Origin of the sequence: Pseudomonas sp. NY15181 (genome assembly GCF_048068055.1) — a bacterium.
Taxonomy (GTDB): domain Bacteria; phylum Pseudomonadota; class Gammaproteobacteria; order Pseudomonadales; family Pseudomonadaceae; genus Pseudomonas.
The window spans coordinates 1-20,849 of sequence record NZ_JBLUPT010000005.1 but is presented as its reverse complement, the minus strand read 5'-3'; the positions used below and the strand labels follow the sequence as shown (position 1 = coordinate 20,849).

Below are 20,849 nucleotides of genomic sequence, written 5' to 3'. Positions count from 1 at the left end.
GCAATTGTACGGATGCACCTGGGGGGTGTCAATATTTAACCAACTCAACAAAAAAGGGACCCCGAAGGGTCCCTTTTTCTGGAGCGGATCAGCGATTACTCGATGATCTTGGCAACCACGCCGGCACCAACGGTACGGCCGCCTTCGCGGATCGCGAAGCGCAGGCCATCTTCCATGGCGATCGGAGCGATCAGGGTAACAACCATTTTCACGTTGTCGCCCGGCATTACCATCTCAACGCCTTCCGGCAGTTCGCAGTTGCCGGTTACGTCGGTGGTACGGAAGTAGAACTGCGGACGGTAGCCCTTGAAGAACGGGGTGTGACGACCACCTTCTTCCTTGGACAGCACGTACACTTCGCACTCGAACTTGGTGTGCGGCTTGATGGTGCCCGGCTTGGCCAGAACCTGGCCACGCTCTACGTCTTCACGCTTGGTGCCACGCAGCAGAACGCCGACGTTCTCACCAGCACGACCTTCGTCGAGCAGCTTGCGGAACATTTCAACACCGGTGCAGGTGGTCTTGGTGGTCGCCTTGATGCCGACGATTTCCACTTCTTCCTGAACCTTGACGATGCCACGCTCAACACGGCCGGTTACCACGGTGCCACGACCGGAGATCGAGAACACGTCTTCGATCGGCATCAGGAACGGCTGGTCGATTGCACGAACCGGCTCAGGGATGTAGGAGTCCAGGGTCTCTACCAGCTTGCGCACGGCGGAAACGCCCATCTCGTTGTCATCCTGGCCGTTCAGAGCCATCAGAGCCGAACCCACGACGATCGGGGTGTCATCGCCCGGGAAGTCGTAGGTGTTCAGCAGGTCGCGAACTTCCATCTCGACCAGTTCCAGCAGCTCGGCGTCGTCAACCATGTCGGCCTTGTTCAGGAACACGACAATGTAAGGAACGCCTACCTGACGGGACAGCAGGATGTGCTCGCGGGTCTGCGGCATGGGGCCGTCAGCAGCCGAGCAAACCAGGATCGCGCCGTCCATCTGGGCAGCACCGGTGATCATGTTCTTCACGTAGTCGGCGTGGCCCGGGCAATCTACGTGCGCGTAGTGGCGAACGGGCGAGTCGTATTCAACGTGAGAGGTGTTGATGGTGATACCACGAGCCTTCTCTTCCGGCGCGTTGTCGATCTGGTCGAAAGCGCGAGCGGAGCCGCCCCAGGTCTCGGAGCAGACCTTGGTCAGAGCAGCGGTCAGAGTGGTTTTACCGTGGTCAACGTGACCGATGGTGCCGACGTTGACGTGCGGTTTGTTACGTTCGAATTTTTCCTTAGCCACGACAGTAAACCTCTTACTTAAAGGGCTGAATCAAGCTTGTTTTTTAACGAGAGCTTCGACGATGTTCGACGGAGCTTCGGCGTACTTGGAGAATTCCATAGAGTAGCTTGCGCGACCCTGGGACATGGAACGCACGTCGGTTGCGTAACCGAACATTTCGCCCAGCGGAACCTCGGCACGAATCACCTTACCGGAAACCGAGTCTTCCATCCCCTGAATCAGACCGCGACGACGGTTCAGGTCACCCATCACGTCGCCCATGTAGTCCTCAGGAGTCACCACCTCTACCTTCATGATCGGCTCAAGCACCTTACCACCGCCCTTCTGGGCCAGCTGCTTGGTCGCCATGGAGGCAGCGATCTTGAACGCCATCTCGTTGGAGTCGACGTCGTGGTAGGAACCATCGAAGACGGTCGCCTTCAGGCCGATGAGCGGATAGCCGGCAACGACGCCGTTCTTCATCTGCTCTTCGATACCCTTCTGGATCGCCGGGATGTATTCCTTCGGAACCACACCACCTACGACTTCGTTGACGAAGACCAGACCTTCGGTGATGTTGCCCTTCTCGTCCACGTCCGGAGTCGAGAAACGAATCCAGCAGTGACCGAACTGGCCACGACCGCCGGACTGGCGAACGAACTTGCCTTCGATCTCAACGTTGTCCTTGGAGATGGTTTCGCGGTAGGAAACCTGCGGCTTGCCGATGTTGGCCTCAACGCCGAACTCGCGCTTCATGCGGTCGACGAGGATGTCCAGGTGCAGCTCACCCATACCGGAGATGATGGTCTGGCCGGTTTCTTCGTCGGTCTTGACGCGGAACGACGGGTCTTCCTGAGCCAGCTTGCCGAGGGCGATGCCCATCTTCTCCTGGTCAGCCTTGGTCTTCGGCTCAACAGCTACCGAGATTACCGGCTCCGGGAAGTCCATACGCTCGAGGATGATCGGCTTCTCGATGTCGCACAGGGTGTCACCGGTGGTGACGTCCTTCATGCCGATCAGAGCCGCGATGTCGCCAGCGCGTACTTCTTTGATCTCGTCACGCTGGTTCGCGTGCATCTGCACCATACGACCAACGCGCTCTTTCTTGCCTTTCACGGAGTTGACAACCGAGTTGCCGGACTCCAGAACGCCCGAGTAAACGCGAACGAAGGTGAGAGTACCTACGAACGGGTCGGTAGCGATCTTGAACGCCAGAGCGGAGAACGGAGCGTTGTCGTCAGCCGGACGCTCGTCGTGGATTTCGTTGTCATCAGTGCTGTCCGGGTGGACGCCCTGAATCGCCGGAATCTCGGTCGGAGCAGGCAGGAAGTCGATGACGGCGTCGAGAACCAGGGGCACACCCTTGTTCTTGAAGGAGGAACCGCAGACAGCCGGAACGATTTCGCAGGCGATAGTACGCTGACGCAGGCCGGCCTTGATCTCTTCGATCGACAGCTCACCCTCTTCCAGGTACTTGTTCATCAGCTCTTCGTTGGCTTCGGCAGCAGCCTCGACCATGTTGCTGCGCCACTCGGTGGCCAGGTCCAGCAGCTCGGCAGGGATCTCTTCCTCACGGTAAGAGGTGCCCTTGTCGTCTTCGTTCCAGTAGATGGCCTTCATCTTCATCAGGTCGATCTGACCCTGGAAGTCATCTTCTGCACCGATGGCCAGCTGAACTGGAACCGGGGTGTGACCCAGACGGTTCTTGATCTGACCGACGACGCGCAGGAAGTTGGCCCCGGCGCGGTCCATCTTGTTCACGTAGACGATACGCGGAACGCCGTACTTGTTGGCCTGACGCCATACGGTTTCGGACTGCGGCTCAACGCCGGAGGTGCCGCAGAACACAACGACAGCGCCGTCCAGCACGCGCAGGGAGCGCTCAACTTCAATGGTGAAGTCTACGTGGCCGGGGGTGTCGATGACGTTTACGCGGTACTTGTCGTACTGGCCGCGCGAACCTTCCCAGAAGGTGGTGATCGCAGCGGAAGTGATGGTGATACCACGCTCCTGCTCCTGCACCATCCAGTCGGTGGTAGCAGCGCCGTCGTGTACCTCACCCATCTTGTGGCTGAGACCTGTGTAGAACAGGATCCGCTCGGTAGTGGTGGTCTTGCCCGCGTCAACGTGGGCACAGATACCAATGTTCCGGTAGCGGTTGATTGCTGTATTACGAGCCATAAAGCCCTCGCAGAAGTGTTGTTGCCGTAATTAGAAGCGGTAGTGCGAGAACGCTTTGTTGGCTTCAGCCATACGGTGCACGTCTTCACGCTTCTTGACGGCGGCGCCTTTACCTTCAGCGGCGTCCATCAGTTCGCCAGCGAGGCGCAGAGCCATGGACTTCTCGCCACGCTTGCGGGCGTAGTCCACCAGCCAACGCATGGCCAGAGCATTACGACGGGACGGGCGTACTTCGACCGGAACCTGGTAGGTAGCACCGCCAACACGGCGGGACTTCACTTCGACCAGCGGAGCGATGGCGTCGAGTGCTTTTTCGAAGAGTTCCAGGGGGTCGGCTTTACCGCGCTCTTTGACCTTGTCCAGAGCACCGTAAACGATACGCTCGGCAACGGCTTTCTTGCCGCTCTCCATCACGTGGTTCATGAACTTCGCCAGAATCTGGCTTCCGTATTTCGGATCGGCCAGGATCTCACGTTTGGCCGCTACACGACGTCTTGGCATTGATAAGCCCTCAAACGGTCTTCAGGTTAGCCCGGGACGATGCCCGACCTTACTCTTATCGACTCAGAAAATAGGAAAACAAAATTACTTCGGACGCTTCGCGCCGTACTTCGAACGACCCTGCTTACGGTCTTTAACGCCGGAGGTATCCAGCGAACCGCGCACGGTGTGGTAACGCACACCCGGGAGGTCCTTTACACGACCGCCGCGGATCAGCACTACGCTGTGCTCTTGCAGGTTGTGACCTTCACCGCCGATGTACGAGGAAACCTCGAAACCGTTGGTCAGACGAACACGGCACACTTTACGCAGTGCGGAGTTCGGCTTCTTCGGGGTGGTGGTGTATACGCGGGTGCATACGCCGCGACGCTGAGGGCAGTTCTGCAGGGCAGGAACGCCGCTCTTGTCTACCAGGCGCTTGCGCGGCTTGCGCACCAGCTGGTTGATAGTTGCCATCTATAGCTCCACTGATTGTCTTACGACACTTAAAAACGAAAATGGGCAGAGCGTGAGCCCTGCCAATTTTCGGGGTACAAGATACTAATGAGCTTCCTGTACACCGTCAAGACAAAGCCCCGGTTGTCAAGACAACCGGGGCTTTGTTTGAGGCTTAGTTACCGCTCAGATTGAGCGCTTCGGCCAGTGCGGCTTCGGCTTCGCTCGCGCTGACGCGCTGCGGTTTGCCGAGATCGCGCTGACGCTTGCGCTCACTGTGGTAAGCAAGGCCGGTACCTGCCGGGATCAGACGACCCACGACCACGTTTTCCTTCAGGCCGCGCAGGAAGTCGCGCTTGCCGGTGACCGCCGCCTCGGTGAGGACGCGGGTGGTCTCCTGGAAGGAGGCCGCCGAGATGAACGACTCGGTGGACAGCGAGGCCTTGGTGATACCCAGCAGAACGCGCTCGTACTTGGCCGGGAACTTGTCCTGGGTACCCAGCACTTCGTTCTCTTCCAGTACGTGAACCAGCTCGACCTGGTCGCCCTTGATGAAGGACGAATCGCCCGACTCGGCCACTTCGACCTTGCGCAGCATCTGACGCAGGATGGTCTCGATGTGCTTGTCGTTGATCTTCACGCCCTGCAGACGGTAAACGTCCTGGATCTCGTTGACGATGTACTTGGCCAGCGAGCTCACACCCAGCAGACGGAGGATGTCGTGCGGGTTGCTCGGGCCGTCGGAGATCACTTCACCACGGCTTACCTGTTCACCTTCGAACACGTTCAGGTGACGCCACTTCGGAATCAGCTCCTCGTACGGATCGCTACCGTCGGTGGGAGTGATGACCAGGCGGCGCTTACCCTTGGTTTCCTTGCCGAAGGAGATGGTGCCGCTGATTTCCGCCAGGATCGAAGGCTCTTTCGGACGACGAGCTTCGAACAGGTCGGCAACGCGCGGCAGACCACCGGTGATGTCGCGGGTCTTCGAGGTTTCCTGCGGGATACGCGCGATAACGTCACCGATACGCACTTTCGCGCCATCGTTGAGGTTGACCAGGGCGTTCGCCGGCAGGAAGTACTGGGCCGGTACGTCGGTACCCGGCAGCAGCAGATCCTTGCCTGCGGCGTCGATCAGCTTCACGGCCGGACGGATGTCCTTGCCGGCAGCCGGACGATCCTTCGGATCCATCACCTCGATGTTGGTCAGACCGGTCAGTTCGTCGGTCTGGCGCTTGATGGTGATGCCCTCTTCCATGCCCACGAAGGCCACGGTGCCGTCCATCTCGGTGACGATCGGGTGGGTGTGCGGGTCCCACTTGGCGACGATGGCGCCCGGGTCGACCTTGTCACCTTCCTTCACGGAAATCACAGCACCGTACGGCAGCTTGTAGCGCTCGCGCTCACGACCGAAGTCGTCGGCCACCGCCAGCTCACCGGAACGGGAAACCGCTACCAGGGCGCCGTCGGCACGCTCTACGTGCTTCAGGTTGTGCAGGCGGATGGTGCCGCCGTTCTTGACCTGGACGTTGTCCACGGCGGAAGTACGGCTGGCCGCACCACCGATGTGGAAGGTACGCATGGTCAGCTGAGTACCCGGCTCACCGATCGACTGGGCAGCGATAACGCCGACAGCCTCACCGATGTTCACGCGGTGACCACGGGCCAGATCGCGGCCGTAGCACATGGCGCAGATGCCATGACGGGTTTCGCAGGTGATCGGCGAACGAACAACGACTTCGTCGACGCTCATCTGCTCGAGGAAATCGACCCACTTCTCGTCGATCAGGGTGCCAGCTTCGACGATCACGTCGTCGCTGCCCGGCTTGAACACGTCGCGAGCAATCACGCGGCCGAGTACACGCTCACCCAGCGGCTCTACCACGTCGCCGCCTTCGATGTGCGGCGACATTACCAGGCCATGCTCGGTGCCGCAGTCGATCTCGGTCACTACCAGGTCCTGGGCCACGTCGACGAGACGACGAGTCAGGTAACCGGAGTTCGCGGTCTTCAGTGCGGTATCCGCCAGCCCCTTACGAGCACCGTGAGTGGAGATGAAGTACTGGAGTACGTTCAGGCCTTCACGGAAGTTCGCGGTGATCGGGGTCTCGATGATGGAGCCGTCCGGCTTGGCCATCAGACCACGCATACCGGCCAGCTGACGGATCTGGGCCGCGGAACCCCGCGCACCGGAGTCCGCCATCATGTACATGGAGTTGAAGGACTCCTGGTCGACCTGCTTGCCCTCGCGATCGGTCACCTTCTCTTTCGAGAGGTTGGCCATCATCGCCTTGGACACTTCGTCGTTGGCCTTGGACCAGAGGTCGATCACCTTGTTGTACTTCTCGCCCTGGGTTACCAGGCCGGAGGCGTACTGGCTCTCGATCTCCTTCACTTCCTCGGTGGCGGCATCGATGATGCGGGCCTTTTCGTCCGGGATGACGAAGTCGTTCACGCCGATCGACACACCGGAGATGGTCGAGTAGGCGAAGCCGGTGTACATCAGTTGGTCAGCGAAGATGACGGTGTCCTTCAGACCTACCACGCGGTAACAGTGGTTGATCAGCTTGGAGATCGCCTTCTTCTTCATCGACTGGTTGACCACGTCGAAGGGCAGGCCGGCCGGGACAACCTGGAACAGCAGCGCACGGCCGACGGTGGAGTCGACGATGCGGGTGTTGGCGGTCAGGGAGCCGTCTTCGTTCTTGATCTTCTCGTTGATGCGCACTTTCACGCGGGCGTGCAGGGACACCTGACCGCTGCGGTACGCGCGGTCAACTTCCTGCAGGTCTGCGAAAGCCATGCCCTCGCCCTTCGCGTTGATCGCTTCACGGGTCATGTAGTACAGACCCATTACCACGTCCTGCGACGGAACGATGATCGGCTCGCCGTTGGCGGGCGACAGAATGTTGTTGGTGGACATCATCAGCGCGCGCGCTTCCAGCTGAGCCTCGAGGGTCAGCGGAACGTGCACGGCCATCTGGTCACCGTCGAAGTCGGCGTTGTACGCGGCGCAGACCAGCGGGTGCAGCTGGATGGCTTTACCTTCGATCAGTACCGGTTCGAACGCCTGGATGCCCAGACGGTGCAGGGTCGGCGCACGGTTCAGCAGTACGGGATGCTCGCGGATCACCTCGGCGAGAACGTCCCACACTTCCGGCAGCTCGCGCTCGACCATCTTCTTGGCGGCCTTGATGGTGGTGGCCATGCCACGACCTTCCAGCTTGCCGAAGATGAACGGCTTGAACAGCTCCAGGGCCATTTTCTTCGGCAGACCGCACTGGTGCAGACGCAGGGTCGGACCTACGGTAATTACCGAACGGCCGGAGTAGTCCACGCGCTTGCCGAGCAGGTTCTGACGGAAGCGACCCTGCTTGCCCTTGATCATGTCGGCCAGGGACTTCAGCGGGCGCTTGTTCGAGCCGGTGATGGCACGGCCGCGACGGCCGTTGTCCAGCAGGGCGTCGACGGCTTCCTGCAGCATGCGCTTTTCGTTGCGCACGATGATGTCCGGAGCAGCCAGGTCGAGCAGGCGCTTCAGACGGTTGTTACGGTTGATCACGCGACGGTAAAGATCGTTCAGATCCGAGGTCGCGAAGCGTCCGCCATCCAGCGGAACCAGCGGACGCAGGTCCGGCGGCAGCACCGGCAGGACGGTCAGCACCATCCACTCCGGATGGTTGCCGGAGCCCTGGAAGGCTTCCATCAGCTTCAGGCGCTTGGACAGCTTCTTGATCTTGGTTTCCGAGTTGGTCTGCGGAATCTCTTCGCGCAGGCGGCCGATCTCGTGCTCCAGATCGATAGCGTTGAGCAGCTCGCGAACGGCTTCCGCACCCATGCGGGCGTCGAAGTCGTCACCGAACTCTTCGAGGGCTTCGAAGTACTGCTCGTCGTTCAGCAGCTGGCCCTTTTCCAGGGTGGTCATGCCCGGATCGATCACCACGTAGCTCTCGAAATAGAGCACGCGCTCGATGTCACGCAGGGTCATGTCCAGCAGCAGGCCGATACGGGACGGCAGGGACTTCAGGAACCAGATGTGGGCGACCGGCGAGGCCAGTTCGATGTGGCCCATGCGCTCACGGCGCACCTTGGCCAGCGCGACTTCGACGCCGCACTTCTCGCAGATCACACCGCGGTGCTTGAGGCGCTTGTACTTACCGCACAGGCACTCGTAGTCCTTCACCGGGCCGAAGATCTTGGCGCAGAACAGGCCATCGCGCTCCGGCTTGAAGGTACGGTAGTTGATGGTCTCCGGCTTCTTAACTTCGCCGAAGGACCAGGAACGAATCATCTCGGGCGAGGCCAGACCAATACGGATGGCATCGAACTCCTCGATTTGACCCTGGTTTTTCAACAGATTGAGCAAGTCTTTCAAGGCCTTTCCTCCTCACGGACCCGGTGCGGCGGCTCACCGCCGCACCGTTTTAGCGTCACGTGTTATTCGGTTTCCAGTTCGATATCGATGCCGAGCGAGCGGATCTCTTTGATCAGCACGTTGAAGGACTCGGGCATGCCGGCCTCCATGCGGTGATCCCCGTCCACGATGTTCTTGTACATCTTGGTACGGCCGTTCACGTCGTCCGACTTCACGGTCAGCATTTCCTGCAGGGTGTAGGCGGCACCGTAGGCTTCCAGCGCCCAGACCTCCATCTCCCCGAAACGCTGGCCACCGAACTGCGCCTTACCACCCAGCGGCTGCTGGGTAACCAGGCTGTAGGAGCCGGTGGAACGTGCGTGCATCTTGTCATCGACCAGGTGGTTCAGCTTGAGCATGTACATGTAACCAACGGTGGTCGTACGCTCGAACTGATTGCCGGTGCGGCCATCGAACAGACGCATCTGGCCGCTCTCCGGCAGATCGGCCAGCTTCAGCATGGCCTTGATCTCGCGTTCCTTGGCACCGTCGAATACCGGGGTAGCCATGGGCACGCCGCCCTTGAGGTTGTTGGCCAGAGCGATGATCTCGTTATCGTTCAGCTCGTCCAGGTTCTCCTGGCGGCCACCGATCTCGTTGTAGATCTCGTTCAGGAAGGCACGCAGTTCGGCGATCTTGCGCTGCTCTTCGAGCATGCGGTTGATCTTCTCGCCCAGGCCCTTGGCCGCGAGGCCCAGGTGGGTTTCGAGGATCTGACCGACGTTCATACGCGACGGTACGCCCAGCGGGTTCAGAACGATGTCCACCGGAGTACCGTTGACGTCGTGCGGCATGTCTTCGACCGGCATGATCACGGAGACCACACCCTTGTTACCGTGGCGGCCCGCCATCTTGTCGCCCGGCTGGATGCGGCGCTTGATGGCCAGGTAGACCTTGACGATCTTCAGTACTCCCGGAGCCAGGTCGTCGCCCTGCTGCAGCTTGCGCTTCTTGTCTTCGAACTTGTCGTCGAGCATCTGACGGCGGTCGCTGATGTAGGCCTGGGCCTTCTCCAGCTGCTCGTTCAGAGCGTCTTCCGCCATGCGCAGCTTGAACCACTGGCCACGCTCGAGACCGTCCAGGTACTCGTCGGTGATCTCTGCGCCTTTCTTCAGGGCAGGACCGCCGTCGGCCTTGGCACCGACCAGAGCGGAACGCAGACGCTCGAAGGTCGCGCCTTCGACGATGCGGAACTCTTCGTTCAGGTCCTTGCGGATCTCGTCCAGCTGCATCTTCTCGATGGACAGCGCGCGGCTGTCGCGCTCCACACCATCACGGGTGAAGACCTGTACGTCGATGACGGTGCCCTTGGTGCCAGTCGGCACGCGCAGGGAGGTGTCCTTCACGTCGGACGCCTTCTCACCGAAGATCGCGCGCAGCAGCTTCTCTTCCGGAGTCAGCTGGGTCTCGCCTTTCGGGGTGACTTTGCCGACCAGGATGTCGCCGGCCTGTACTTCGGCGCCGACGTAGACGATGCCAGCTTCGTCCAGCTTGTTCAGCGCAGCCTCACCCACGTTCGGGATGTCCGCGGTGATTTCTTCTGGGCCGAGCTTGGTGTCACGGGCAACGCAGGTCAGTTCCTGGATGTGGATCGTGGTGAAACGATCTTCCTGGACCACGCGCTCGGACAGGCAGATGGAGTCTTCGAAGTTGAAGCCGTTCCAGGGCATGAACGCTACGCGCATGTTCTGCCCCAGAGCCAGTTCACCCATGTCGGTGGACGGACCGTCGGCCAGGATGTCGCTGCGCGAAACCTTGTCACCCTTCTGCACCAGCGGACGCTGGTTGATGCAGGTGTTCTGGTTGGAACGGGTGTACTTGGTCAGGTTGTAGATGTCGACGCCGGCTTCGCCAGTCTCGACTTCGTCGTCGTTCACACGGACCACGATACGGCTGGCGTCGACGGAGTCGATCACACCGCCACGACGTGCAACCACGCAGACACCGGAGTCACGGGCGACGTTGCGCTCCATGCCGGTACCTACCAGCGGCTTGTCGGCGCGCAGGGTCGGTACAGCCTGACGCTGCATGTTCGAACCCATGAGTGCACGGTTGGCGTCGTCGTGCTCGAGGAACGGAATCAGCGAGGCAGCGACGGAAACGACCTGCTTCGGCGAAACGTCCATGAGGGTAACGTCTTCCGGCGCCTTCACGGTGAATTCGTTCAGGTGACGTACGGCTACCAGTTCGTCGATCAGCTGGCCTTTTTCGTTCAGGGTCGCGGACGCCTGAGCGATGACGTGGTCAGCCTCTTCGATTGCGGACAGGAAGACGATCTCGTCGCTGACCAGACCTTCCTTCACCACGCGGTACGGGCTTTCCAGGAAGCCGTACTTGTTGGTGCGGGCATAGGTCGCCAGGGAGTTGATCAGACCGATGTTCGGACCTTCAGGGGTTTCGATCGGGCACACGCGGCCGTAGTGGGTCGGGTGTACGTCACGGACCTCGAAGCCCGCACGCTCACGGGTCAGACCACCTGGGCCGAGTGCGGAGACGCGGCGCTTGTGGGTGATCTCGGAGAGCGGGTTGTTCTGGTCCATGAACTGCGACAGCTGGCTGGAGCCGAAGAACTCCTTGATCGCGGCAGCCACCGGCTTGGCGTTGATCAGGTCCTGCGGCATCAGGCCTTCGCTTTCGGCCATCGACAGACGTTCCTTGACCGCGCGCTCTACACGCACCAGGCCAACGCGGAACTGGTTCTCGGCCATCTCGCCGACGCAACGGACACGACGGTTACCCAGGTGGTCGATGTCGTCGACGATGCCTTTACCGTTACGGATGGCAACCAGGGTCTTGAGGACCTCGACGATGTCTTCCTTGCTCAGTACGCCCGGCCCCTCGATCTCGGTACGACCGATGCGGCGGTTGAACTTCATGCGGCCAACGGCGGACAGGTCGTAACGCTCGGCGCTGAAGAACAGGTTGCCGAACAGGGTCTCGGCAGCTTCCTTGGTCGGCGGCTCACCAGGACGCATCATGCGATAGATCTCGACCAGCGCTTCCAGTTGGTTGCTGGTGGAATCGATCTTCAGCGTGTCGGAGATGAACGGACCGCAGTCGATGTCGTTGGTGTACAGAGTTTCCATCCGTACGACCTGGGCCTTGGCGATCTTGGCCAGGGCGTCGACGGTCAGCTCGGTGTTGCACTCGGCGATGATCTCGCCAGTCGCCGGGTGCACGACGGCCTTGGCTACGGTACGGCCAATCAGGTAGTCGAACGGCACTTCCAGCTGGGTGATGCCAGCCTTCTCGAGCTGGTTGATGTGGCGTGCGGTGATACGACGACCCGCTTCGACGATGACCTTGCCGCTGGCATCCTTGATATCGAAGCTGGCGATCTCACCACGCAGACGCGACGGCACCAGTTCCAGGTTCAGGGTCTCGCCCTTGATCTGGAAGACGTTGGTGTCATAGAAGGCGTTGAGGATTTCCTCGGTGCTGTAGTTCAGCGCACGCAGCAGGACAGACGCCGGCAGCTTGCGGCGACGGTCGATACGGACGAATACGCAGTCCTTCGGATCGAACTCGAAGTCCAGCCAGGAACCGCGGTAAGGAATGATACGAGCGGAGTACAGCAGCTTGCCGGAGCTGTGGGTCTTGCCACGGTCGTGGTCGAAGAACACACCCGGGGAACGGTGCAGCTGGGAAACGATGACGCGCTCGGTACCGTTGATGATGAAGGTACCGTTCTCGGTCATCAGGGGGATTTCCCCCATGTAGACTTCCTGTTCCTTGATGTCCTTGATCGCTTTGTTCGACGATTCTTTGTCGAAAATGATCAGGCGCACTTTCACACGCAGCGGGACAGCGAAGGTCACGCCGCGCAGCACGCATTCCTTGACGTCGAATGCCGGCTCACCCAGACGGTAGCCGACGTATTCCAGGGCAGCATTGCCGGAATAGCTGATAATCGGGAAAACGGACTTGAAGGCCGCATGCAGGCCGATGTCTCGAACCTGGTCCTTGCTCGCGCCGGCCTGCAGGAATTCGCGATAGGAATCCAGCTGGATGGCCAGCAAATACGGCACATCCATGACGTCCGGCAACTTGCTAAAGTCCTTGCGGATACGTTTTTTCTCAGTGTATGAGTAAGCCATCAGCGTTCCCCAGCTTGGTCACCTGCTTGTTTGGCCTCTCCCTCGCAGGGAGCAGCCCAAAAATCGTGCAAACCCTTGGTTTGCGCCGCCACTCGGGCGGGGTTTTCGCGTTATGGAGGGGCACCCACGGCACCCCACCCATAACGGAAAAAGGCCGGTGGCAGTTGCCACCAGCCATCAGCCTGTCGCTTAACGCTCGGGCTGTAGACGCAAGGTCTGAGCTTACTTGAGCTCGACCTTGGCGCCTGCTTCTTCCAGGGCTTTCTTGGCAGCTTCGGCTTCTTCTTTCGAAGCGCCTTCCTTGACCACGCCCGGGGCGCCGTCAACGACAGCCTTGGCTTCTTTCAGGCCCAGGCCGGTCAGTTCACGAACGACCTTGATCACGTTCACTTTCTTGTCGCCAGCTTCGGCCAGGACGATGGTGAACTCGGTCTGCTCTTCAGCAGCGGCAGCGGCAACAGCCGGGCCAGCAGCAACAGCGGCAGCAGCGGTAACGCCGAACTTCTCTTCCATCGCCTTGATCAGTTCAACGATCTGCATGACGGACATTTCGGATACGGCGGAGATGATGTCTTCGTTGGTCAGAGCCATGACTCTAATTCCTGTATTGGGTGACGGCCTAAGGCCATCGAATTAAACAAAAAAGGTTGAAAGCAGATCCCGAGCCTTAGGCTGCGGTAGCTTCTTTCTGATCGCGAATTGCCGCCAGAGTACGAGCCAGCTTGCTGGTAGCGCCTTGGATCACGCTCATCAGCTGTGCAACAGCTTCGTTGTAGGTCGGCAGGGTCGCCAGCACGTCGATCTGATTGGCTGCGAGGAACTGACCCTCGAACGCGGCCGCCTTGATCTCGAACTTGTCCTGACCCTTGGCAAACTCCTTGAAGATACGAGCGGCAGCGCCCGGATGTTCGTTGGAGAAAGCAATCAGGGTCGGGCCCTTGAACACGTCGTTGAGCACTTCAAACTGAGTGCCTTCAACGGCGCGCTTAAGCAGGGTGTTACGTACGACTTTCACGTACACACCAGCTGCGCGGGCCTCTTTACGGAGTCCGGTCATAGCGCCGACAGTCACGCCGCGTGCATCAACCACGACAGCGGACAGACCGGCTTTGGCAGCCTCGTTGACTTCAGCGACGATGGCCTTCTTGTCTTCGAGTTTAATTGCCACGGGTTTACTCCTGGATGTTACCGATTCGTCCAGCCGGAGCCGGACGGCGTTTTGGTGTCTGATTCGGTTAACGAATCGGGAGCACCATCTGCGTAGGCTTGAGGTTTAAGGCTTGCGCCGCCTACGGTCTTGGACAGCCCCCGCCAGGCAGGGACCCCAATACCTGCGAACAGTGGGCGAACCCACTGTTCGACTTAGTTCATCAGCCTTCCAGCGAAGCCTGATCGATCTGCAGACCCGGGCCCATGGTGGTGCTCAGGGTTACGCGCTGAACGTACACGCCCTTCGAGGAGGACGGCTTCAGACGCTTCAGATCGCTCAGCAGCGCTTCCACGTTCTGCTTCAGCTTGGCCGGCTCGAAGTCGATCTTGCCAACAGAAGCGTGGATGATGCCGTTCTTGTCGGTACGGAAACGTACCTGACCGGCCTTGGCGTTCTTGACGGCGGTAGCAACGTCCGGGGTCACGGTGCCGACTTTCGGGTTCGGCATCAGACCGCGCGGGCCGAGAACCTGGCCCAGCTGGCCGACAACGCGCATGGCGTCCGGGGAAGCGATGACGACGTCGTAGTTCAGGTCGCCGGCCTTCATTTCGGCAGCCAGTTCGTCCATACCGACCTTGTCAGCACCGGCAGCCAGAGCAGCTTCAGCGCCCGGACCCTGGGTGAAGACGGCAACGCGTACGGATTTGCCGGTACCGTTCGGCAGAACGGTGGCGCCACGTACGACCTGGTCGGATTTACGCGGATCGACGCCCAGATTGATGGCGATGTCCACGGACTCCTTGAACTTGATGGTCGACAGCTCGGCCAGCAGCTTGGCGGCATCTTCGAAGCCGTATTGCTTGCCAGCTTCAACCTTCTCGGCGATAGCCTTTTGACGCTTGGTCAGCTTAGCCATTACACACCCTCCACGTTCAGGCCCATGCTGCGCGCGGAGCCAGCAATGGTGCGTACGGCAGCGTCCAGGTCAGCAGCGGTCAGGTCAGCCTGCTTGGCCTTGGCGATCTCTTCCAGCTGGGCACGGGTAACGGTGCCGACTTTCTGAGAGTTCGGACGAGCGGAACCGCTGGTGATGCCAGCTGCTTTTTTCAGCAGAACGGCAGCCGGGGTGCTCTTGGTTTCAAAGGTGAAGCTACGGTCGCTGTAAACGGTGATGATCACAGGAGTCGGCAGACCCGGCTCTTGGCCTTGGGTCTTGGCGTTGAACGCCTTGCAGAATTCCATGATGTTCACGCCGTGCTGACCCAGAGCGGGGCCTACGGGCGGCGACGGGTTGGCCTGGCCGGCCTTAACTTGCAGCTTGATGTAAGCCGTGATTTTCTTAGCCATTTGCTACTCCAAATGCGGGTCAAGCGCCCTGACGGGCTCCCCGGTTGCTATCGCGTTTATCCCAATGACGACAAAACCCCGCAGCCTAGGGCTGCGGGGTGTGGGATTCATTGTGCCGGTTAGACTTTCTCTACCTGGCTGAACTCCAGCTCTACCGGGGTAGAGCGACCGAAAATGAGCACAGCGACCTGGATGCGACTCTTTTCGTAGTTAACTTCTTCGACGACGCCATTGAAGTCAGCGAACGGACCATCGATGACGCGAACAGTCTCGCCCGGCTCGAACAGGGTCTTCGGCTTCGGCTTGTCGCCGCTGTCGGCAACGCGACGCAGAATGGCATCGGCTTCCTTATCGGTGATCGGCGCCGGCTTGTCGGCAGTACCACCAATGAAGCCCATGACGCGAGGAGTATCCTTGACCAGGTGCCAAGTACCCTCGTTCATTTCCATCTGCACCAGGACATAGCCAGGGAAGAACTTGCGCTCACTCTTGCGCTTCTGGCCGTTCCGCATCTCCACGACTTCTTCGGTGGGGACGAGAATCTCACCAAACCCGTCTTCCATGCCGGCCAGTTTGACCCGCTCGATCAGCGAGCGCATGACATGCTTCTCGTAACCCGAGTAGGCATGCACAACGTACCAACGCTTAGCCACGGAACACCCTTAACCTACGATCATGGAAACCAGCCAACCCAGCAGGGAGTCGAGCCCCCAAAGCACCAGCGCCATTACCAGCACTACTGCCACTACGATCAGCGTGGTCTGAGTTGTCTCTTGACGAGACGGCCATACAACCTTGCGAATCTCGGCGCGAGCCTCTTTAGCCAGAGTAAAGAATGCACGCCCCTTGACGGTCTGCAGCGCAGTGAAACCTGCAGCAGCCGCCATCACGAGAATACCGAGAACGCGATAGAAGATCGGTTGCGCCGAGTAATACTGGTTGGCAACCACCGCCACCACAACCAGCACCGCAACCACAAGCCACTTCAAGAGATCAAGACGCGACTCTTTGGCTTCTACCTTCGCATTCATCTGCTAGGAATCCCGTTTAAAGAAGTGCCAGATCTTGAGGAATCTGGCAGGCCAGGAGGGAATCGAACCCCCAACCTGCGGTTTTGGAGACCGCCGCTCTGCCAATTGAGCTACTGGCCTAGAACAAAGTCAGGCCGACCATTATGCCGGCCTGAGGAGAAAAGATCAATCGATTATTCGATGATCTTGGCAACCACGCCGGCACCAACGGTACGGCCGCCTTCGCGGATCGCGAAGCGCAGGCCATCTTCCATGGCGATCGGAGCGATCAGGGTAACAACCATTTTCACGTTGTCGCCCGGCATTACCATCTCAACGCCTTCCGGCAGTTCGCAGTTGCCGGTTACGTCGGTGGTACGGAAGTAGAACTGCGGACGGTAGCCCTTGAAGAACGGGGTGTGACGACCACCTTCTTCCTTGGACAGCACGTACACTTCGCACTCGAACTTGGTGTGCGGCTTGATGGTGCCCGGCTTGGCCAGAACCTGGCCACGCTCTACGTCTTCACGCTTGGTGCCACGCAGCAGAACGCCGACGTTCTCACCAGCACGACCTTCGTCGAGCAGCTTGCGGAACATTTCAACACCGGTGCAGGTGGTCTTGGTGGTCGCCTTGATGCCGACGATTTCCACTTCTTCCTGAACCTTGACGATGCCACGCTCAACACGGCCGGTTACCACGGTGCCACGACCGGAGATCGAGAACACGTCTTCGATCGGCATCAGGAACGGCTGGTCGATTGCACGAACCGGCTCAGGGATGTAGGAGTCCAGGGTCTCTACCAGCTTGCGCACGGCGGAAACGCCCATCTCGTTGTCATCCTGGCCGTTCAGAGCCATCAGAGCCGAACCCACGACGATCGGGGTGTCATCGCCCGGGAAGTCGTAGGTGTTCAGCAGGTCGCGAACTTCCATCTCGACCAGTTCCAGCAGCTCGGCGTCGTCAACCATGTCGGCCTTGTTCAGGAACACGACAATGTAAGGAACGCCTACCTGACGGGACAGCAGGATGTGCTCGCGGGTCTGCGGCATGGGGCCGTCAGCAGCCGAGCAAACCAGGATCGCGCCGTCCATCTGGGCAGCACCGGTGATCATGTTCTTCACGTAGTCGGCGTGGCCCGGGCAATCTACGTGCGCGTAGTGGCGAACGGGCGAGTCGTATTCAACGTGAGAGGTGTTGATGGTGATACCACGAGCCTTCTCTTCCGGCGCGTTGTCGATCTGGTCGAAAGCGCGAGCGGAGCCGCCCCAGGTCTCGGAGCAGACCTTGGTCAGAGCAGCGGTCAGAGTGGTTTTACCGTGGTCAACGTGACCGATGGTGCCGACGTTAACGTGCGGCTTGTTACGCTCAAACTTTTCTTTAGCCATCTTGACCGCCTCCCGTAAGGAATTGAGAAAGTCACGCCACCATTAAAACAAAGGCAGATATTTTCATATCTGCCTTTGCGAGATGGAGCTCATGAGCGGATTTGAACCGCTGACCTCACCCTTACCAAGGGTGTGCTCTACCAGCTGAGCTACATGAGCAAGACATAAGCAACAAACTTGGAGCGGGTAGCGGGAATCGAACCCGCATCATCAGCTTGGAAGGCTGAGGTTCTACCACTGAACTATACCCGCGGAGCTTGAGGCTCACGCTTGAAACTGGTGGAGGGGGAAGGATTCGAACCTTCGAAGTCTGAGACGTCAGATTTACAGTCTGATCCCTTTGGCCGCTCGGGAACCCCTCCGAGTGAGGCGGCATTCTACAGCCTGCCACCGCGTTGTCAACTGTTTTTCTTTAAAAAACTTGAGCTTAGCTCTTTGACAACGGCTTCCAGTGCACTCCCTTTTCAGGTCACCCCTGTGAAGCGGGCGCCATTCTATTCAAACTATTGAAGGCTTGCAACGTTTTTGCACGGCATTGTTTGTTTTTGCATTTCCGGGAAATCCGCAGCCAACTGACGCACCAGGGAGTCGTCCACCAGGCGACTGCTGTCCGGGGCAACCTGCACCCAGTAATCGTGCTGCGAGCGCGCCAGTTCGCGGATAAGCGCGTCATAGCCCGCACCCTTCAGGCGCTCCACGATGCTGTCCGCAGAATCCTTACGCTGGAAGATCCCCAGCGAGATGCCGTCCGTGAGATCCCCCTCGGTAATGATGTAGCTGTCGATCTTGCGCGCCTGCAGCTCACGCAGCTGCCACAGTGAGGCCTGACGCGAAGCCAAGGGCGGCAGATACACCCAGTAATCCATACCGGCCGCAGCATCCACCGTCTGCACCGAAGCCTGCACATCGAGGCTGAGCAGTCGCTGCGTCAGCAGCCGGGCACGGTCTTCGGCCGGGAAGCTCCCCAGGAACAGGCAGGCCGACGCCGGCGCTGCCGGCTTTTCGTCAGACGGACGACGCTGGGGCGCATCGCTCGACTCACTCAGCAAACGGATATTCTTCTGTTCGCTATGGAACAGACTCAGGGGAGCGACTTCCTTGGGGCGGAGCGGCGCCTGCTGCTGATGCCAGACGTAATAGAAGACATTCAGGGCCAGCAGGAACAGAAAGAACCAACGCATCGATCAAACTCACTCAATCGGGCAGGCGAGCGCCAAGCCGAGGAACACCAGATCCGGAAGCACCACGGCGCGCGGGAGCTCGTCCCTCACCAGCTCGGCATCGCCGCCAGTGAGGTAAACCGCACAGTCATCACCCAGAAGACGACTCGCCAAGGTGTATTGCTCGCGCACAAAGCCGCGCAGCATCAGCACGCAGCCCCGCTCCACCGCTTCAGAGGTTTCCTGCCCCGGCAACAGGTTCTGCAACGCCTCATGGGCCGCCTCATCGTCGTAACGAATACGGCGTGTATGCGTGCGCAACTGGCTGCGCATCAACGGCATGCCAGGAGCGATATAGCCGCCCATGTGCCGCCCCGAGGCATCCACCAGGTCGGAAGTCACTGCAGTGCCAAGATCGATGACCAGACAACCTCGCCCGGCAAGACAGTGCCCAGCCACCAGTGCAAGCCAACGATCCATGCCCAGGCGCTGATATTCGCGGTAGCCGTTCACCACGCCACTGAGCTCCTGCGCCGGCGCGGCAATCTGGACGGAGACGGAAAAAGCATTCTCAAGACTGGAGCGCAGCGCATTGGTCTCCTGCTCGCTACGCACACTCACCATGCGGCAATAACGAATATCCAGGGCACCGTTCGCCTGCAACTGCCCAAGCAGCGCCCGATCGGAATCGGCAACGCCTCCTGCGACCGTTACCAGATCGTGCTTCCTGACCACACGCCACTTGATCAGGCTATTACCGCAATCCAATTCAAGAATCATCAGACAACCTCAGGCTCAGCTCGCCTCCGCTGTAACGCTGCTCCTGCCCATCAACGAGAAGGCGCAAGGCGCCTCGCTCATCGATGCCCAGCGCACGCCCAACGATATTATTGGCGGCAGTGGATAGCGTGACCTGCTTTCCCTGCCAAAGATGGAGAGACTCCCACTCATCGAGACTGGCGGAGAAGCCTTGCTCGCGGTGGCGGGAAAGCACCTGGGAGAGCTCCGACTCCAACGCCGCGAGCAGCGCGTTACGGTCAACCAGAACACCCAGCGCCTCGCGCAGCGACGTCCAGGGCTGATCGATAGCCTCTGCCTTGCGCATATTCACATTGATGCCGATACCAATGGCGACGCTGCAGATATCGGCGGGATCTCCGGTGAGTTCCAGCAATATTCCCGCAATCTTCCTACCACCGACCAGGACATCGTTGGGCCATTTGAGCCCGACATCGAGAACACCTAGGGAGCGAATGGCACGTGCGACACCAAGCCCAACCACAAGACTCAGGCCCTCGAGCTCCTTGGCGCCACCACGAACGCTAATGCCCAGGGTGTAATAGAGGTTGGCACCGAACGGACTTTCCCATTGGCGCCCACGCCGGCCACGCCCCGCGGTCTGGCGCTCAGCCAGAACAGCAAACGGCGCGGGCACGCCCGCGGAGAGTCGCCGGAGCACCTCGGCGTTAGTGGAGTCGATAGAGAAGAGCACATCCAGCGGCCAGGGACCGGAGTCCTGCCTGGGCGCGATGATGCTCAGCGGCTCCTCCAGGCGATAGCCACGGCCGCGCACCCTCTGCACGACCACGCCATAGTCGCGCTCGAAACCCTCGAGGCGTTTCCAGACGGCACTTCGGCTCACGCCGAGCAGAGCACCGAGTTCTTCTCCTGAATGGAAGCGGCCGTCACTCAGCAATGTCAGCAAGGTCTGCATATCACCCCCGCAATATTCAGGCACGCATCATATAGAGGCATGCCGGACTTGCCTATGCAGCAAAGCTGCCAGTTTTCCCGCGCGCAAAAGCAAAGCCCCCGACCAGCAGTGCTGATCAGGGGCTTTGGGATAGGCGCTTGACGATGACCTACTCTCACATGGGGAAACCCCACACTACCATCGG

General features: G+C 59.8%; 16 protein-coding genes and 4 tRNA genes. All 20 read right to left on the bottom strand.

Going from position 1 to position 20,849, the window contains the following annotated elements; genetic code table 11:
- Nucleotides 1-95: 95 nt before the first annotated feature.
- Complete coding sequence (gene tuf / locus ACNFBT_RS13705; RefSeq protein ID WP_152219891.1) at nucleotides 96-1,289, bottom strand: elongation factor Tu; 1,194 nt, start codon at nucleotides 1,287-1,289, stop codon at nucleotides 96-98.
- Between the two features lie 30 nt (nucleotides 1,290-1,319).
- On the bottom strand, nucleotides 1,320-3,449 hold the full coding sequence (gene fusA / locus ACNFBT_RS13700) for an elongation factor G (RefSeq protein ID WP_416750130.1): 2,130 nt from the start codon (nucleotides 3,447-3,449) through the stop codon (nucleotides 1,320-1,322).
- A gap of 30 nt (nucleotides 3,450-3,479) precedes the next feature.
- On the bottom strand, nucleotides 3,480-3,950 hold the full coding sequence (gene rpsG, locus ACNFBT_RS13695) for a 30S ribosomal protein S7 (protein ID WP_152219902.1): 471 nt from the start codon (nucleotides 3,948-3,950) through the stop codon (nucleotides 3,480-3,482).
- 84 nt (nucleotides 3,951-4,034) lie between these two features.
- Nucleotides 4,035-4,406 (bottom strand): 30S ribosomal protein S12, encoded by a 372-nt coding sequence (rpsL, locus tag ACNFBT_RS13690; protein WP_015475317.1) that lies wholly within the window; start codon nucleotides 4,404-4,406, stop codon nucleotides 4,035-4,037.
- A gap of 154 nt (nucleotides 4,407-4,560) precedes the next feature.
- On the bottom strand, nucleotides 4,561-8,760 hold the full coding sequence (gene rpoC / locus ACNFBT_RS13685) for a DNA-directed RNA polymerase subunit beta' (RefSeq protein WP_275609982.1): 4,200 nt from the start codon (nucleotides 8,758-8,760) through the stop codon (nucleotides 4,561-4,563).
- Between the two features lie 62 nt (nucleotides 8,761-8,822).
- Entirely contained in the window at nucleotides 8,823-12,896 is a 4,074-nt protein-coding gene (gene rpoB, locus ACNFBT_RS13680; protein ID WP_416750127.1) for a DNA-directed RNA polymerase subunit beta, read from the bottom strand.
- Nucleotides 12,897-13,118: 222 nt separating this feature from the next.
- Entirely contained in the window at nucleotides 13,119-13,487 is a 369-nt protein-coding gene (gene rplL / locus ACNFBT_RS13675; protein ID WP_015475314.1) for a 50S ribosomal protein L7/L12, read from the bottom strand.
- Between the two features lie 76 nt (nucleotides 13,488-13,563).
- Nucleotides 13,564-14,064 carry a 50S ribosomal protein L10 gene (rplJ, locus tag ACNFBT_RS13670; RefSeq protein WP_015475313.1) on the bottom strand — a complete coding sequence of 167 codons (501 nt, stop codon included), beginning with the start codon at nucleotides 14,062-14,064 and terminating at the stop codon, nucleotides 13,564-13,566.
- Nucleotides 14,065-14,266: 202 nt separating this feature from the next.
- On the bottom strand, nucleotides 14,267-14,962 hold the full coding sequence (gene rplA / locus ACNFBT_RS13665; RefSeq protein WP_275609979.1) for a 50S ribosomal protein L1: 696 nt from the start codon (nucleotides 14,960-14,962) through the stop codon (nucleotides 14,267-14,269).
- Nucleotides 14,962-15,393 (bottom strand): 50S ribosomal protein L11, encoded by a 432-nt coding sequence (rplK, locus tag ACNFBT_RS13660; protein WP_024767122.1) that lies wholly within the window; start codon nucleotides 15,391-15,393, stop codon nucleotides 14,962-14,964. Before rplK ends, rplA begins: the two co-directional genes overlap by 1 nt.
- A gap of 119 nt (nucleotides 15,394-15,512) precedes the next feature.
- Nucleotides 15,513-16,046: a transcription termination/antitermination protein NusG gene (gene nusG / locus ACNFBT_RS13655; protein ID WP_015475310.1), complete on the bottom strand. Its 534-nt coding sequence runs from the start codon at nucleotides 16,044-16,046 to the stop codon at nucleotides 15,513-15,515.
- A 9-nt stretch (nucleotides 16,047-16,055) separates the two neighbouring features.
- Complete coding sequence (gene secE, locus ACNFBT_RS13650; RefSeq protein ID WP_275609977.1) at nucleotides 16,056-16,424, bottom strand: preprotein translocase subunit SecE; 369 nt, start codon at nucleotides 16,422-16,424, stop codon at nucleotides 16,056-16,058.
- Nucleotides 16,425-16,468: 44 nt separating this feature from the next.
- A tRNA-Trp gene (locus ACNFBT_RS13645) sits at nucleotides 16,469-16,544 on the bottom strand.
- Between the two features lie 53 nt (nucleotides 16,545-16,597).
- A complete protein-coding gene (gene tuf, locus ACNFBT_RS13640) occupies nucleotides 16,598-17,791 on the bottom strand; it encodes an elongation factor Tu (protein ID WP_152219891.1) in 1,194 nt (397 codons plus the stop codon).
- A gap of 83 nt (nucleotides 17,792-17,874) precedes the next feature.
- Nucleotides 17,875-17,950: transfer RNA gene (locus ACNFBT_RS13635), tRNA-Thr, on the bottom strand.
- A gap of 19 nt (nucleotides 17,951-17,969) precedes the next feature.
- Nucleotides 17,970-18,043, bottom strand: a tRNA-Gly gene (locus ACNFBT_RS13630).
- 25 nt (nucleotides 18,044-18,068) lie between these two features.
- A tRNA-Tyr gene (locus ACNFBT_RS13625) sits at nucleotides 18,069-18,153 on the bottom strand.
- A 141-nt stretch (nucleotides 18,154-18,294) separates the two neighbouring features.
- Nucleotides 18,295-18,972 (bottom strand): SPOR domain-containing protein, encoded by a 678-nt coding sequence (locus ACNFBT_RS13620; RefSeq protein ID WP_416750123.1) that lies wholly within the window; start codon nucleotides 18,970-18,972, stop codon nucleotides 18,295-18,297.
- Between the two features lie 9 nt (nucleotides 18,973-18,981).
- A complete protein-coding gene (locus tag ACNFBT_RS13615; RefSeq protein WP_416750121.1) occupies nucleotides 18,982-19,731 on the bottom strand; it encodes a pantothenate kinase in 750 nt (249 codons plus the stop codon).
- Nucleotides 19,721-20,665: a bifunctional biotin--[acetyl-CoA-carboxylase] ligase/biotin operon repressor BirA gene (gene birA, locus ACNFBT_RS13610; protein ID WP_416750119.1), complete on the bottom strand. Its 945-nt coding sequence runs from the start codon at nucleotides 20,663-20,665 to the stop codon at nucleotides 19,721-19,723. The genes ACNFBT_RS13615 and birA overlap by 11 nt, the downstream gene beginning before the upstream one ends.
- Nucleotides 20,666-20,849 lie beyond the last annotated feature (184 nt).